This is a genomic window from Nonomuraea sp. NPDC059023 (assembly GCF_042740095.1).
Classification (GTDB): domain Bacteria; phylum Actinomycetota; class Actinomycetes; order Streptosporangiales; family Streptosporangiaceae; genus Nonomuraea.
Map to the genome: position 1 here is coordinate 72,554 of NZ_JBHYIO010000023.1, position 13,948 is coordinate 86,501.

Here is a 13,948-nt window from a genome sequence, read left to right on the forward strand (position 1 = left end):
CGGCGAACACCTTCCGGATGACGGCCCGGAGTTCCATGATTACTCCGAGGGGCGGTGGGTCAACAGGAGGTATGCGTGAGTGAGGCCCGTGCTGCCACTGAGAAGCTCCGCGGGGAACTGCAAAGTCTCGGTGTGACCACGGCGTACGACGTGGGCGACGACGCGACCCTGTCGGTATGGATCGGCTTGGTCGTGCGATTCAGGGATGGTTTTTACCGCTGGCAGGAAGGAGCGGTGAAACGTCGGCATTTGGGTACGGATCCGGTTGGATGTGCCATAAGAGTGGCGCGTCGCTATGCGGAACTGCAGGCCGATGTCCCAGCCTGGTGGGAAGAACTGGCCAAGGAATTGCGGGGGGACTCGGCCGGCGATTACCCATAGCGCCCCCGTCGCGATTCCGGGGGGAATATGCGCTGGTGGGGGTGGCCGTTGGCGCTGATGCTGACGGCAGGGTGCGCGCACGTCCAACCGATGGCCGGGGTCGCGTCGGTGCTGCCGATGCGGCCGCCGGACCCTGACCCCGTCGACCCGGGCGTCCTGGCCAGGCAGCTGACCTCCATGCAGCTCGACTGGCCGGGCAGACGCCGGATCGACTGCAAGAAGGCCAAGTGCGTCGCGCTGACCTTCGACGACGGACCGGGCGACCACACCGCCCGGCTGCTCGGCATGCTGCGCAGGCACGCCGCCAAGGCGACCTTCTTCGTCGTCGGCCAGATGGTCGCCGCCGACAGGCAGGGCAACCTGCGCCGCATGGTCGACGACGGGCACGAGCTCGGCAACCACTCCTGGAGCCACGAGCAGCTCACCACGCTGTCGGAGTCCGGGCTGCGCTATCAGCTCAAGCACACCCAGGACGTGGTCGAGCGGGAGACCGGGGTGCGGATGACGCTCATGCGGCCGCCGTACGGGTCGACCGACGCCTCGGTGGCCGCCGCGACCCGGCGCGAGGGACTGGCCCAGATCCTCTGGAACGTCGACACGCTCGACTGGCGCGACCGCAGCGCCTCGATCGTGGCCAGGCGCGCCGTCCAGGCGAAACCCGGATCGATCATCCTCATGCACGACATCCACCGCACCACGGTCGACGCCATGCCCAAGATCCTCGACGTGTTCGCGGGCAGGGGCTTCGCGTTCGTCACCGTGTCCGAGCTGTACGGCAAGCCGCCGGCACCAGGCAGGAAGTACACCGAACGATGATCGACGACATCATCAGGGGCTACACCTTCGACGAGCCCACCATCGACCTCGGCGCCCTGGTCGTGGACGGCGCCGGCCGCCCCGACGCCCAGGTACGCCTGCCGCTGCGCATGCTCAACCGCCACGGCCTGGTCGCCGGCGCCACCGGCACGGGCAAGACCAAGACGCTGCAGGTCATCGCCGAGCAGTTGTCGGCCGCCGGCGTACCGGTGTTCCTGGCCGACATCAAGGGCGACCTGTCCGGCATGGCCCAGCCCGGCGACCCGTCCGACAAGCTCATGGAACGCACCGCCGGCATCGGCCAGATCTGGTCGCCGCAGGCCTGCCCCACCGAGTTCTACGCGCTCGGCGGCATCGGCGAGGGCATCCCGCTGCGCGCCACCATGACCGCCTTCGGGCCCACCCTGCTGTCGAAGGTGCTCGGGCTCAACGACACCCAGGAGTCCTCGCTCGGGCTCATCTTCCACTTCGCCGACCAGGCCGGGCTGCCGCTGCTCGACCTCAAGGACCTGCGGGCGGTCATCCAGTACCTGCTCGACAACCCCGACGCGCTCAAGGGCGTGGGCGGGCTGTCCAAGCAGACCGCAGGGGTGATCCTGCGGGCGCTGGTGAACTTCGCCGCCGAAGGGGCCGACCAGTTCTTCGGCGAGCCCGAGTTCGACACCGCCGACCTGCTGCGGGTGATGCCGGACGGGCGGGGGATGGTGTCGATCCTGGAGCTGCCGGCCGTACAGGATCGTCCGGCGATGTTCTCGACCTTCCTGATGTGGCTGCTGGCCGACCTGTTCAGCGGCATGCCCGAGGTGGGCGACCCGGACAAGCCGCGCCTGGTCTTCTTCTTCGACGAGGCGCACCTGCTGTTCAGCGACGCCTCCAAGGCGTTCCTGCGCTCGATCACGCAGACCGTGCGGCTGATCCGCTCCAAGGGGATCGGCGTGTTCTTCGTCACGCAGACGCCCAAAGACGTGCCGGCCGACGTGCTCGCGCAGCTCGGCGCCCGGGTCCAGCACGCGCTGCGGGCCTTCACCCCGCAGGACGCCAAGGCGCTGAAGGCGACCGTGTCCACCTTCCCCAACTCCTCCTACGACCTGGAGGAGGTGCTCACGCAGCTCGGGATCGGCGAGGCGGTCGTGACCGTGCTGTCGGAGAAGGGCATCCCGACGCCGGTGGCCTGGACCCGGATGCGGGCCCCGGGCTCGCGCATGGCGCCCGCCGACGCGGCCGTGGTGCAGGGCGTGATCGCCGCCTCGCCGCTGCGTCCCAAGTACGCGCAGGCCATCGACCGCGACTCGGCCTACGAGATCCTGGCCGCGAAAGTGATCCCCCCACCTGAGGCTCCGCCCGAGGTTGAGCGGCCGGTGGAGCCTCCGCGCTCCGCCGAACCCACGCTGCTGGAAAGCGTGCTTGGTTCGTCCGTCTTCAAGTCGTTCGCCCGCTCCGCCGCCAGCTCGCTCGGGCGCGAGATCAGCAGATCCATCTTCGGTACGGCCCGCCGCCGCCGCTGACTGTCGGTCAGGTCTGGCACCCTGGTCGGCATGGGTTTCACCGGCTTCCCCGACGAGGCGTTCATCTTTTTCGAGGGCCTTGAGGCGGACAACTCCAAGGCGTACTTCACCCGCCACAAGCACCTCTACGAAGACGCGGTCAGGGCGCCGATGCTCGCCCTGACCGACGCGCTGGGCCCGGAGTTCGGGGCGGCCCAGCTGTTCCGGCCCTATCGCGACGTGCGCTTCGCCAAGGACAAGTCCCCGTACAAGACCCACCAGGGCGCCTTCATCGACACCCAGCCGGGCATCGGCCTCTATGTCGAGGTCAGCGCCGCCGGGCTGTTCCTGGCGGGCGGCATCTACACGCAGGCCGCCGACCAGGTGGCCCGCTACCGCGAGGCCGTCTCCGCCGACCTGTCCGGCAAGCCCCTGACCAGGATCGTCGCGGACCTGCAGGCCCGGGGCTACGAGATCCGCGGCGACCGCCTGAAGACCCGCCCGCGCGGCGTCCCCGAGGACCATCCGCGCCTCGACCTGCTGCGCCACCGCTCCATCTACGCCGGCGTGCGGGCCGAGCCGGAGCCGTGGGTCCACACGCCGGAGGTCGAGTCCCGGGTCCGCGCGGCCTGGCGGGAGTTCGGGCCGCTGGTGGAGTGGCTGTCCACACACGTACGCGGCTCCGAGCTGCCTCGCCGCTGAGAGCTTTGGGCCGCTCCGTCCCGGCCGGGGTTGCGGCACCGGTACCGTTGCAGCGTGTTCGGCGACGTTCCCGGGGCCTCCAGGCGGGAGTGGCTGTGGATCTGGGGGATCGCCGGGGTGGCCGCGGTGGTCTACTCGGTGCTGTCGTTCGTACGGGTCCACGCGCTCAAGGCCGGCACCTACGATCTGGTGATCTTCGATCAGGCGGTGCGGTCCTACTCCGAGTTCCGGCTGCCGATCGCCATCGTCAAGGGCGTGCACAACGACTTCGGGGCCGGCTTCTCCGTGCTCGGGGACCACTGGTCGCCGATCCTCGCCCTGCTGGCGCCGCTCTACTGGCTGCACGACGGGCCGGAGACGCTGCTGATCGCGCAGTCGGTGCTGCTGGCGGCGGCGGCCGTGCCGCTCTGGGTGTTCGCCCGGCGGGCGCTCGGGACGGGAGCCGCCTACGGGGTGGCGATCGCCTACACGCTGTCGTGGCCGGTGGCCGAGGCGGTGGCCTTCGACTTCCACGAGGTGGCGTTCGTGCCGCTGCTCACCGCGGTCATGCTCGAACGCCGGCAGGCCGGGCGCAAGGTCGCCGTCGTGGTGGCCGCGCTCGGGCTGCTGTGCGTCAAGGAGGACATGGGGCTGCTGGTCGCCGGGTTCGGGCTGGTGCTGCTGACCCAGGCCGGGTGGCGGGTGCTCGGTGGCGGGTTCGTGCTGGGCGGGGTGGCGTTCACGGGGCTGGCCTCGCAGGTGCTCATCCCGGCCTTCGGCGGGCGGCCCGACTACTACTGGGCCTACGGGGCGCTCGGCGACGGGGTGTCCAGCGCGGTGCGGACGATCGTGACCGACCCGCTCACGGCCTTCGGGTTGCTGGGGACGCCGCCGGTCAAGCTGGTGACCCTGCTGCTCCTGCTGGGGGTCTCGGCGCTGGCGGCGCTGGGCTCGCCGCTGGTGCTGATGGCGGTGCCGTTGCTGGCGGAGCGGATGCTGGCCAGCTCGTTCCCCAACTGGTGGGTGCCCGAGTACCACTACAACGCGTTCCTGGTCGTGGTGATCTTCGCGGCCGGGGTCGACACGGTGCGGCGGTTCGGGCGGCTGCGGAAGGTCTGGGTGGCGGGGATCGTGGTGTTCGCGCTGGCCGCCGTGCCGTTCTTCTCGCTGGCGCAGCTCGCCGACCCCGGCTCGTACCGGCGTGAGCCGCGGGAGGTGGCCGCCGCCGGGGCTGTGGCCACGGTGCCCGACGGGGCGCTGGTGGAGGTGGCCAACAACCTGGGGCCGCTGCTGACCGGACGGGCGCGCGTGCTGCTGCTCGACCGTACGCCCCGGTGGGCGCCCTGGGTGGTGGTGGAGGTCGGGCGGCGCGTGTTCCCGTTCAAGAACGCGGCGGAGCAGGCCGACCGGCTCGACGCGCTGGTGGCGGCGGGGTACCAGATCCGGTTCCGGCAGGACGCCTACGTCGTGCTGCACCGGCCTGGTCCGGATCCGAAGCTCTAGGGGCCGCCGGTCTGCACCTGGTCGCCGCGCAGGATCCGGTCGACGGACTGGCTGGCGGCCGAGGTGGCGGCGGTGGTGACCACGGCGATCAGGACAGCGACCAGCGGCGTGGCCAGGCTGCGCAGGCTGCGGACGTTTCTGACCCGGCCCCACGGCTCCCCGGCCAGGTGCATGAGCCGCCACTCCCAGAAGAGCCCGAGGCCGATGTAGACCAGCGCGACCTGCCCGACCACGATCGCCAGTAACTGGAGCTTGTCGAAGGCGGAGACGTCCGGCTCGGCGAAGGCGGGCAGGTACGCCGACAGCTCCGTGACCAGGGCGGCGGCCATCAGGTGCAGCACCTTCGTCATCGGCTGCGTGCCCCGGATACGCGGGTAGAAGTAGCCGAACAGGAAGCCGAACGCGGGCAGCGTCAGCAGGTATCGGGCGTCGAAGAGGTAGCTGGCCAGGTCGGGGCCGGTGGGCAGGCCGTACATGAACAGGAACGGCAGGCTCAGCAGCAGGCAGATCACGAAGGCGTGCACGCCGTTGTGCCAGGGCGTGCAGGCGGCGCTGGTGGCGAAGGCGGTCTCGGGGTGGCGGCCGTGCCCGTCCAGGGCGGTTTCGAGCTCGTCGCGCTGCTGCTCGAAGTCGCCCATCGACAGCTCTCCGGCGCCGATCCTGCCGCGGCCGACGCGGTAGAGCTCCTGCTCGGAGACGAGCAGCAGCCGCTTGTGCAGGGCGCGGCGCACCACCGCGCGGTGCTCCTCGGGGGTACGCGGCTCGTCCAGCCCCTCCGGTACGGGCCCGAGCAGCCACCACGCGGAGATCCACGCGAAGACCGAGGTGACCGAGAGCAGGGGCACGGTGACGTCGAGGTCGGGCAGGCTGCCGGTGCCCCTGGGCGACAGGTGGAGCACCATCAGGCAGACGGTCACGCTGGCCACGGCGGCGCGGTGGTGCACGGCGCCCAGCTCGCCGCCCAGGCGGCGCAGCCGCAGGATCAGCAGGACGAAGCCGAGCAGGAGCAGCCCGAGCACGCCGCGGATCAGCGGGGTGAGCTCCAGCGTGCCGAGCATGGGCTCGGGGTGGTCGACGGGCGTGCTCCAGGACCCGTCGTCGAGCCATTCGGTGGGCCAGCCCTGCATGAGCAGGCTGAGGATCACCGCGGTCACGACGGCGCCGCGCGACCAGGTTCTGGTGACGACGGCGACGGCGCCGATCGGGATCAGCGACCAGAACAGGCCCAGTACCAGGTGGACGCTGTCGGGTGGGTAGACGTCGTAGAAGAGCGCCTTGAACCACAGGGCGAGCGCCAGGGTGCCGATGGCGGTTCCGGCGGCCACGGCGGCCAGCCGTACCACCACGAAACGGATGCCGAGGTCGGCGCTGAAGGCGATCGCGGCGCCCGCCGCGGCCAGCGCGGCGACGGCGACGCCGGTGATCAGCTGGGGCGGGTGGAGCTGGATGTGGCGGGCCGACCACAGGAACATGGCGAAGGCCACCAACACGCCGAGCGCGGTCACCGCGAGCGCGTCGCGGCTGGTCCAGGGCGCGGGCGTGGGCACCATGCGGCTGGCGTGGCGTACCGCGATCGCGGGCAGCACGCCGAACATCACCACGTACGCGATGCCCTGCAGGCCCTTGGCGTAGAACGGGCTGGCCAGCACGGGCGCGGCCAGCAGCAGGCCGATGAACAGCTCCCGGTTGTGGAGCCGCTGCCACCACGGGCGGCCGAGCGAGCGCAGCAGGAAGGCGATCAGCAGCAGCGCGGTGACGATCGCCAGCTCGCTGCCCCAGGAGAAGGCCTCGTCCTCCTCGTGGTCGACGAAGCCGTGGGAGTCGTGAACGAGGGTGACGGTGACCTGGTAGTTCACCGTGAACTGCAGCCGCTCGGCCTCCTCCCGCTCCGGTTCGAGACCCGAGGCGCGCAGCACGCTCCACTCGGTGGGGAACAGCGTGATCGTGCGCTGGTTGATCAGCGAGGGCTGGACGCCGGGCGCCTGGAACTCCAGCGTCAGCTCCTCGCCCCTGGCCAACTGGCGCAGCACGATCACGCGGAACTCGGCGGTGGACTTGCCGCCGGAGGTGGTGAGCTCGGCCGGGTACCTGACGGTGGGCGCGAGCCAGCCGCCGCCCACCTTGAGCGCGCCGAGGCCCTTGTCGGTGATCGCCCGCAGGTCCGGGGGCACGCTGCCCCTGATCCAGCCGGCGAGCGGGTCGTCCTCGTCCATGCGGAACGTGTGGGTGATCGTCACCCTGACCTGATGCCGGCGCTCGTCGATGCGGGCCGGCGGCACCTGGCGAAGGTCGGCGGCGGTGGCCCTGGCGATGGTGACGTCGGTGGTGGCCCGGCGCTCGTCGGCCGCGCCGGAGGGCAGCGGCCGCGACCCGTCGGGCTGTCCCCGCGACAGCGGCCGATCCACCGGCATCGCCGTGAGCGTGCACCAGATGATCGCCGCAGCCGAAAGGGCGGCGAGCCCGTACGCGACGACCCTCCGGATCAAGCCCACACCTTGGATGATTCATGTGAGACCGCTGATGTTCCACGGACCTAGGTAACGGTGTGATTACACCGGTCCGCGAACTGGGAGATCGGGCTAATCTGCCCCCTTTGTGCCCGATGAGCAGAGAGGGGACTGCGAAATCGTGTGGATCACCCGGCGGCTTCGCCGCGACAAGCAGAAGGGACAGGCCGACGACGGCCGCTTCCCGGTCGAGCGGAAGTGGGGCTGGCAGCTACAACTGAGCGCCCAGGCGGAGACCGCCTTCATGACCGGTCTGCGCGCCTACGAAGAAGGGGGCGGCAAGCTCACCATCCACGGGGAACACGGGATTCTGACGCTCGCGGACCCGCCGCGGGCGATCTCGCTCTACGTGCTGGCCGCGCGCTTCGCGGCCCTGAGCCACAACGCGCTGCGCGACCCGGAAGGCGCGGTCGAAGGGCTCATGAAGGTCTGCGTCGAGGTCGCGCAGCCCGGGGTCCTGCACCTGCGCGGGACGGCCTCCACCGAGGTCCTCGCCGCCGTGCGCGAGGTCACCGAGAACCTCGGCAGCTGGTACGGCGACGCCGAACTCGGCTACGTGTCGGTGATCGCCCCGGGCGAGGACGAGAACACGCTGATGATCGATCTGGCCAAGGCGGCCGGACGCCACGCCGCCGGTGCCGCCATGCGGGAGGTGGTCCAGGGGCTCATCGACGACGGTGAGGTGACCTGGGCCCGGCCCCCGGTGGGGGAGCAGCGGCGGCTGTCGCTGCAATAGAACGCCGAAGGGGTACGGCAGACGCCCGCCGTACCCCTTTGACGTGGTGTGTCAGTTGTTGCGCTTGGCCCGCGCGACGGTGCGGGCGCGGGTGGAGGCGTCCAGCACGACCTTGCGGATGCGGACCGTCTCCGGCGTGATCTCCACGCACTCGTCGTCCCGGATGAACTCCAGCGCCTGCTCCAGCGACAGCACCCGCGGCGGCGTCAGCGTCTCGGTGACGTCGGCCGTGGAGGAGCGCATGTTGGTGAGCTTCTTCTCCTTGGTGATGTTGACGTCCATGTCGTCGGAGCGCGAGTTCTCGCCGACGATCATGCCCTCGTACACCTCGGTGGTGGGGCTGACGAAGAGCGTGCCGCGCTCCTGGAGGTTGAGCATGGCGAACGCGGTCACCGGACCGGAGCGGTCGGCCACCAGCGAGCCGTTGTTGCGGGTGCGCAGCTCGCCGAACCACGGCTCGTAGGCCTCGAAGACGTGGTGCACCAGGCCGGTGCCGCGCGTCTCGGTGAGGAACTCGGTGCGGAAGCCGATCAGGCCGCGCGCCGGGACCACGAACTCCATCCGGATCCAGCCGGTGCCGTGGTTGGTCATGTGCTCCATGCGGCCCTTGCGGACGGCGAGGAGCTGGGTGACGGCGCCGAGGTACTCCTCGGGGCAGTCGACGGTCAGGCGCTCGACCGGCTCGTGGAGCTTGCCGTCGACCTCCTTGGTGACGACCTGCGGCTTGCCGACGGTCAGCTCGTAGCCCTCGCGGCGCATCTGCTCGACCAGGATGGCCAGCGCCAGCTCGCCACGGCCCTGGACCTCCCACGCGTCGGGACGCTCGGTCGGCAGGACGCGCAGCGAGACGTTGCCGACGAGCTCCTTGTCGAGGCGGTCCTTGACCATGCGGGCGGTGACCTTGGAGCCCTTGGCCTTGCCGACCAGCGGCGAGGTGTTGGTGCCGATGGTCATCGAGATGGCCGGCTCGTCGACCGTGATGAGCGGCAGCGGGCGCGGGTCCTCGGGGTCGGCCAGCGTCTCACCGATCATGATCTCGGGAATGCCCGCGATCGCGATGATGTCGCCGGGACCGGCCTCCTCGGCGGGCTTGCGCTCCAGCGCGTCGGTCATGAGCAGCTCAGTGATCTTGACGCGCTGGATCGTGCCATCGGTACGGCACCACGCGACCTGCTGACCCTTGCGGATCTTGCCCTGGTGGATACGGCACAGCGCGATCCGGCCCAGGTAGGAGGAGGCGTCGAGGTTGGTGACGTGCGCCTGCAGCGGGGCGCTCGGGTCGTAGGTCGGCGCCGGGATCGTCGACTTGATGATGTCGAACAGCGGCTCGAGGTCCTCGGAGTCGGGCATGCCGCCGTCGTCGGGCCGCGCCAGCGCGGCGCGCCCGGCCTTGGCCGAGGCGTAGACGATCGGGAAGTCGATCTGGTCGTCGGTCGCGTCGAGGTCCATGAACAGTGCGTAAACTTCGTCGACGACCTCCGCGATGCGGGAGTCGGGACGGTCGACCTTGTTGATGCACAGGATGACCGGCATCTTCGCCGACAGCGCCTTGCGCAGCACGAAGCGCGTCTGGGGCAGCGGGCCCTCGGAGGCGTCCACCAGCAGCACGACGCCGTCGACCATCGACAACCCGCGCTCGACCTCGCCGCCGAAGTCGGCGTGGCCGGGGGTGTCGATGATGTTGATGGTCATGTCGCCGTGCTTGACGGCGGTGTTCTTCGCGAGAATGGTGATGCCCTTCTCGCGCTCTAGGTCGTTGGAGTCCATGACGCGGTCGTCGACGTCCTGGTTGGCGCGGAAGGCCCCGGACTGCCAGAGCATGGCGTCGACCAGCGTGGTCTTGCCATGGTCGACGTGCGCGATGATCGCGATGTTCCGCAGGTCGTCGCGGCTGTTCAAAGGCATGATGACGTCTCGCTCTGTGTTCGTGGAGGCAGACCGCGCGAACCGCGGCCTATTAAGTCTAGTTGATCCCGCTCATGGCAGGAGCGGCACGAGGTGCCGGGCGGCGAACGCCCTGGCCTCCTCATCGCTGCTCAGGGGTACGACACTGTCCGGGGTGAGCAGGAACGACAGGGTCACCCTTATGAACACCTCGGCGACCGCTTCTGATTCCGGGCTGCGCAGATGCCCGGCCAGATGTTCCCTCGCCACCCTAAGGTACGGCCCCGCCTCCAGCGTCAGGTGCGGCAGGATCGTCTCCGGCTCCCCGGCCAGGAGCCTGCCGAGCAGCGCGTGCCCGCGCACTCCCCGCAGGGTGACCGCGAACCCCTCCGCCACCTGGTCGGCCAGCGTCGGCAGCGGCCCCACCGCCGCCTCGAACTCCTTCAGGAACCGGTGGAGCTCTCGCATGATCAACGCCTGGATGAGGTCGCCCTTGCGGGAGAAGCGGCGGTAGACGGTCACCCGCGACAGGCCCGCCGCGCGGGCGACGTCGTCCATGGTGGTCCGGCGCAGGCCGTGCTCCACGATCCGCGCGAAAGCGGCATCGAGGATGCGATCGGCCGTCTCGTCCATGGCGCAAGCGTAGAGATACATAGCCGCTTGCACATTCATGATGATGCCGGGGCGGGCGTTGCTCCCTACATTGACGGCATGACCTGGACAGAGTTGGTCATGAACGCGGCTCCGGCCGGCGGCGACCGTCCCGCGGTCACCGACGTACGGACCGGCGAGGTCATGACCTATGCCACTCTCGTCCGCCGAGTCACTCACGCGGCGGCCGGGTTGCGCCGTCACGGCTTGAGGTACGGCGACCACGCGCTGGTCGACCTGCCTCCGGGCGCGGCACTGCCGTGCGCGGTGCATGCCGTCGCCTGGGCGGGCGGGGTGGCGCTGCTCAATCCGGGCGGCGTCGCGCGGCTGGCCGTCGTCCACCGGATGCGCGAGACGCGGGCGGAGAAGGTGTTCACCTTCGAGCCGGGCCAGGGACCGGACCGGTTCTCCTCGCTGATCGGCGAGGAGCGCGTGGACTTCGGCCCGCTGGCAGGACCGGCGCTGACCCTCGACGGCCGGCGGGTGCTGAGCCACGAGGAGCTCGCCGGCGACCTGCGCAGGCTCGCCGCCCGGCTGCTCATCGACAAGGACGACGTGGTGCTGGTGGCCGTCACCGACGTGTTCAAGGCGCTGCGCGCGCTGGACCTCGCGCTCATGTGCGGCGCGCACGTGGTCGTGGCGCACGAGCCGACGCTGATCGGCTGCAGGGTGCTGGCCAGCGAGCACGCGGCCACGCTGGTCGTGGCGCCGTACGAGCTGGCCAGGCGGCTGCTGGGCGATCCGCTGCTGCGGGTGGTCGACGACCGGGCGGTCACGAGCTCACTCGCGCTGTGAGAAAACGGTGACAGAGCGCGCCAAGTGCGCCACTGTGAAGTCATGGCGGATGCCCCGCGGCACAACCTGCCGGCCGAGCCCAACCGGTTCGTCGGCCGTGAGCGCGACATCGGCGACCTGTGCGCGATGTTCGACGAGACGCGCGCGGTGACCTTGTGCGGAGTCGGCGGCATCGGCAAGACGCGGCTGGCGTTACGCGTGGCCCACCGGCTGCTCGACGACTTCGCCGACGGCGTGTGGGCGGTCGAGCTGGCCAAGATCTCCCGGCCCGAGCTCGTCATGCAGGAGATCGCCGAGGTGTTCGGGCTGGAGAGCGAGCGCGGCCGCGACCTCACCGACGCCGTCGTCACCCGGCTGGCCGGGTCGAGCTGCCTGGTCCTGCTGGACAACTGCGAGCACCTCGTCGAGGCCACCGCGCACGCGGCGGCGGCGCTGATGGCCGGCTGCCCGGGTATACGGGTGCTGGCCACGAGCCGGGAGGCGCTGCGCATCTCCGGCGAGCTGATCTGGCACGTGCCGCCGCTCGACCTGCCCGGCGCCGACCCGTCGGCGGCCGAGTCGGTGCAGTTGTTCCTCAACCGGGCGCGGGCCGCCGGAACCCAGCTCGGCGAGGAGAGCCTGCCCGACGTGGCCAGGCTCTGCCGCGCGCTGGACGGCCTCCCGCTGGCCATCGAACTGGCCGCCGCCCGCACCCGCATGCTGAGTCCGGGCCAGATCGCCGACCGGATCGACGACCGGTTCGCACTTCTCACCTCCGGCGACCGTACGGCTCCCGCCCGGCAGCGGACGCTGGCCGCGGCGGTCGAGTGGAGCCACGACCTGCTGTCGGAGGCGGAGAAGACGCTGCTGCGCCGGCTGTCGGTGCTGGCCGGCGGCTTCGACCTCGACCTGGTCGAACGGGTGTGCGCCGAGCCGCCGCTGTCGGAGTCGCGCATGGTCACGCTGCTGGGCGCGCTGGTCGACAAGTCGCTGGTGGTCTGCGACGAGGACCGCGGGCGCTTCCGGCTGCTCGACACCATCCGGCAGTTCGCCGCCGAGCGGCTGGCCGACTCCGACGAGGAGCGGATGGTACGCGACCTGCACCTGAGGGTGCTGTGCAAGCTTCAGGAGCGGGCCTTCGACGCGGAGTTCCTCACGCCCGGCGTCACCTGGCGCGAACGGCTGGCCGCCCACACCGGCAGCCGCGACCGGCTCGCCGACCAGCGGGCCGCCCTGGAGTGGGCGCTGCGCTCCGGCAACGTCACCATGGGCCTGCGGTTGTGCATGCGCAGCAGCGGCCTGCTCTCGCTGGGCGGCAGCGCCGCCGAGGTCGTCGGCTGGGTCGAGCGGCTGCTGCGGCAGGACCTCAGCCGGGTGGCGCCGGAGCAGATCGGGCTGGCGAAGGGCTACCTGGCGTACGGGCTGCTGACCCGCGACGACCTCGACAGCGGCCTGGCCGCCGCCCGCGAGGGCCTGGCCGGCATGGCCGGGGACCCGTTCGTCCTGGCCACGGCCCACACGGTGGCCGGCGGAGCACTGCTGCGCATGGGCAGGGGCGACGAGGCGACCGCCCACATCGACAGCGCGCTGGCGGTGGCCAGGGACAACGGCGACCGGTTCAACGAGGCCGGGGCGCTCATCGAGGGGTCCATCTACTCGCTGCAGCGCGGCCGCCAGCGCGAGGCCCAGCGCGGCGCCGAGGAGGCCTACGCCGTGGCGAGCGCGCACGGCCATCCGTGGATTCTCGCCATGGCCGCCTCCCACCTGGGTCTTGCCGCCGAGACCCGCGGCGACCTGGAGTCGGCGGCCGAGCACTACGACGCGGCCATCTCCTGGCTGCGCGAGCTCGGCAACCGCGGCGACCTGGCCCAGAACCTCGCCAGGAGCGGCCGCGTCTGCGCGCACCTCGGCGACCTGGCCGCCGCCCGCGAACGGCTGGCCGAGGCGGTCGCCATGGCCCGCGAGTGCGGCCTGCGCCAGGCCATGAACCGCTGCCTGGTGTCGCTGTCCGCGCTGGCGCGGGCCGAGGGCGACCTGGAGAGCGCGGTGCTGGCCTCGTCCGCGGTGGCCGCCCTGCGCGAGTCGATGGGCCAGCGGACCGGCTCGGTCAAGGTCGACGAACTGCTGTCGGCCGCCCGTGCCAAGCTGGGCGAGGGCCGTACCACGTCGTTGTGGTCGAGGGGGCGCTCGCGGCCGGCGTACGAGGTGGCGACGCAGGTGCTTGAGGGGCGCAGGCCGGAACCGGCCGCGGGCCCGGTCCAGGTGGAGCCGGTACGCGCCTCACTGCTGACCACCCGCGAACAGGAGATCGCCGGCATGCTCACCCGCGGCCTGTCCAACAAGGCCATCGCCGAGGAGCTGGTGATCAGCCCCGCCACGGTGGCCCGGCACATCGCCAACATCATGGACAAGCTCGGCTACACCTCGCGCGCGCAGATCGCCGTGTGGGCCGCCGACCATGGTGTTCCTTCTGCATAATCATCTGCATAATCCGCCCCATGCGCGCGGAACCCGGCGTCCCTACCGTGGTC

Annotated in this window: 11 protein-coding genes; 8 read left to right on the plus strand and 3 right to left on the minus strand. The window is 70.9% G+C overall.

The features are described 5' to 3' along the window. Positions 1 to 75 precede the first annotated feature (75 nt). Genes ACFWYW_RS33970 through ACFWYW_RS33990 form a run of 5 tightly spaced genes read left to right on the plus strand, consistent with a single transcriptional unit; the run spans position 76 to position 4,865 of the window. Positions 76 to 381, plus strand: coding sequence for a hypothetical protein (locus ACFWYW_RS33970; protein ID WP_379612460.1), 306 nt, complete (start codon positions 76 to 78; stop codon positions 379 to 381). Between the two features lie 57 nt (positions 382 to 438). Continuing rightward, positions 439 to 1,197: a polysaccharide deacetylase family protein gene (locus tag ACFWYW_RS33975; protein WP_379612459.1), complete on the plus strand. Its 759-nt coding sequence runs from the start codon at positions 439 to 441 to the stop codon at positions 1,195 to 1,197. Further along, positions 1,194 to 2,702: a helicase HerA-like domain-containing protein gene (locus ACFWYW_RS33980; RefSeq protein ID WP_379612458.1), complete on the plus strand. Its 1,509-nt coding sequence runs from the start codon at positions 1,194 to 1,196 to the stop codon at positions 2,700 to 2,702. The genes ACFWYW_RS33975 and ACFWYW_RS33980 overlap by 4 nt, the downstream gene beginning before the upstream one ends. Positions 2,703 to 2,732: 30 nt before the next feature. After that, positions 2,733 to 3,383, plus strand: coding sequence for a DUF2461 domain-containing protein (locus tag ACFWYW_RS33985; RefSeq protein ID WP_379612457.1), 651 nt, complete (start codon positions 2,733 to 2,735; stop codon positions 3,381 to 3,383). Between the two features lie 54 nt (positions 3,384 to 3,437). Continuing rightward, positions 3,438 to 4,865 carry a DUF2079 domain-containing protein gene (locus ACFWYW_RS33990; protein WP_379612456.1) on the plus strand — a complete coding sequence of 476 codons (1,428 nt, stop codon included), beginning with the start codon at positions 3,438 to 3,440 and terminating at the stop codon, positions 4,863 to 4,865. Here ACFWYW_RS33990 and ACFWYW_RS33995 read toward each other — a convergent pair. Continuing rightward, complete coding sequence (locus tag ACFWYW_RS33995; RefSeq protein ID WP_379612455.1) at positions 4,862 to 7,351, minus strand: hypothetical protein; 2,490 nt, start codon at positions 7,349 to 7,351, stop codon at positions 4,862 to 4,864. The two genes, ACFWYW_RS33990 and ACFWYW_RS33995, sit on opposite strands and share 4 nt — an antisense overlap. A gap of 142 nt (positions 7,352 to 7,493) precedes the next feature. Between ACFWYW_RS33995 and ACFWYW_RS34000 the strand changes: the two genes are divergently transcribed. Next, positions 7,494 to 8,108 carry a hypothetical protein gene (locus ACFWYW_RS34000; protein ID WP_379612454.1) on the plus strand — a complete coding sequence of 205 codons (615 nt, stop codon included), beginning with the start codon at positions 7,494 to 7,496 and terminating at the stop codon, positions 8,106 to 8,108. A 51-nt stretch (positions 8,109 to 8,159) separates the two neighbouring features. On the opposite strand, the gene typA is transcribed toward ACFWYW_RS34000, so the two are convergent. Further along, on the minus strand, positions 8,160 to 10,013 hold the full coding sequence (typA, locus tag ACFWYW_RS34005) for a translational GTPase TypA (RefSeq protein ID WP_379612453.1): 1,854 nt from the start codon (positions 10,011 to 10,013) through the stop codon (positions 8,160 to 8,162). A gap of 72 nt (positions 10,014 to 10,085) precedes the next feature. Next, on the minus strand, positions 10,086 to 10,625 hold the full coding sequence (locus ACFWYW_RS34010; RefSeq protein WP_379612452.1) for a TetR/AcrR family transcriptional regulator: 540 nt from the start codon (positions 10,623 to 10,625) through the stop codon (positions 10,086 to 10,088). A 78-nt stretch (positions 10,626 to 10,703) separates the two neighbouring features. On the opposite strand from ACFWYW_RS34010, the gene ACFWYW_RS34015 reads away from it, so the two are divergent. Together ACFWYW_RS34015 and ACFWYW_RS34020 are read left to right on the plus strand one after the other, a co-directional pair. Next, a complete protein-coding gene (locus ACFWYW_RS34015) occupies positions 10,704 to 11,438 on the plus strand; it encodes an AMP-binding protein (RefSeq protein WP_379612451.1) in 735 nt (244 codons plus the stop codon). A 42-nt stretch (positions 11,439 to 11,480) separates the two neighbouring features. Then, complete coding sequence (locus ACFWYW_RS34020; protein ID WP_379612450.1) at positions 11,481 to 13,895, plus strand: LuxR C-terminal-related transcriptional regulator; 2,415 nt, start codon at positions 11,481 to 11,483, stop codon at positions 13,893 to 13,895. The last annotated feature ends 53 nt before the right edge of the window (positions 13,896 to 13,948 follow it).

Bases quoted from the DNA above. Each gene is read 5' to 3' on its own strand.
- ACFWYW_RS34015 (WP_379612451.1), top strand. From the start codon at position 10,704: ATGACCTGGACAGAGTTGGTCATGAACGCGGCTCCGGCCGGCGGCGAC.
- ACFWYW_RS34020 (WP_379612450.1), top strand. From the start codon at position 11,481: ATGGCGGATGCCCCGCGGCACAACCTGCCGGCCGAGCCCAACCGGTTC.
- ACFWYW_RS33980 (WP_379612458.1), top strand. From the start codon at position 1,194: ATGATCGACGACATCATCAGGGGCTACACCTTCGACGAGCCCACCATC.
- ACFWYW_RS33975 (WP_379612459.1), top strand. From the start codon at position 439: ATGCTGACGGCAGGGTGCGCGCACGTCCAACCGATGGCCGGGGTCGCG.
- ACFWYW_RS33985 (WP_379612457.1), top strand. From the start codon at position 2,733: ATGGGTTTCACCGGCTTCCCCGACGAGGCGTTCATCTTTTTCGAGGGC.
- typA (WP_379612453.1), bottom strand. From the start codon at position 10,013: ATGCCTTTGAACAGCCGCGACGACCTGCGGAACATCGCGATCATCGCG.
- ACFWYW_RS34010 (WP_379612452.1), bottom strand. From the start codon at position 10,625: ATGGACGAGACGGCCGATCGCATCCTCGATGCCGCTTTCGCGCGGATC.